The organism is Nocardioides sp. NPDC059952 (genome assembly GCF_042730435.1).
Classification (GTDB): domain Bacteria; phylum Actinomycetota; class Actinomycetes; order Propionibacteriales; family Nocardioidaceae; genus Nocardioides.
Genome location: NZ_JBHWLY010000181.1, coordinates 1 through 1,030 on the forward strand (window position 1 = coordinate 1; position 1,030 = coordinate 1,030).

General features: G+C 53.7%; 1 rRNA gene. It reads right to left on the reverse strand.

What is annotated here, in order from left to right:
- Positions 1-1,030, reverse strand: a 23S ribosomal RNA gene (locus ACFV9G_RS30040); the annotation flags it as partial.

The following is a 1,030-nucleotide window of genomic DNA, read 5'->3' on the forward strand; positions in this document are numbered from 1 at the left end:
ACTTTGCCATAAAGGCTCGTCTCGGTGCTCGGTCTTAGAGGATCCCGGATTTGCCAAAGATCCAAACCTACCGCCTTTCCCCAGGACAACCAACGCCTGGTACACCTAACCTTCTCCGTCCCTCCATCGCACTTACGCGAGGTGCAGGAATATTAACCTGCTTCCCATCGACTACGACTTTCGTCCTCGCCTTAGGGGCCGACTCACCCTGCGCCGATTAACGTTGCGCAAGGAAACCTTGGGCTTTCGGCGTGCGGGTTTTTCACCCGCATTATCGTTACTCATGTCAGCATTCGCACTTCCGATACCTCCAGCAGACTTCTCAATCCACCTTCAACGGCTTACGGAACGCTCCTCTACCGCGCATACAAAGTATGCACCCCAAGCTTCGGTTCACTGCTTAGCCCCGTTAAATCTTCCCCGCAGACCGACTCGACCAGTGAGCTATTACGCTTTCTTTAAAGGGTGGCTGCTTCTAAGCCAACCTCCTGGCTGTCTGTGCCTTTCCACATGGTTTTCCACTTAGCAGTGAATTTGGGACCTTAGCTGTGGGTCTGGGTTGTTTCCCTTTTCACGACGGACGTTAGCACCCGCCGTGTGTCTCCCATACAGTCCGTCTCGGTATTCGGAGTTTGCAATGGTTTGGTAAGTCGCGATGACCCCCTAGCCATAACAGTGCTCTACCCCCGAGAGGATACATATGAGGCGCTACCTAAATAGCTTTCGAGGAGAACCAGCTATCTCCGGGTTCGATTAGCTTTTCACTCCTAATCACACCTCATCCCCTACCTTTGCAACGGGAGTGGGTTCGGGCCTCCAGTGCGTGTTACCGCACCTTCACCCTGGGCATGACTAGATCACCCGGTTTCGGGTCTACTGCCCGCGACTATGCGCCCTTATCAGACTCGGTTTCCCTTCGCCTCCCCTATACGGTTAAGCTTGCCACGAACAGTAAGTCGCTGACCCATTATACAAAAGGTACGCAGTCACTCCTTGCGGAGCTCCTACTGCTTGTACGCACACGGTTTCA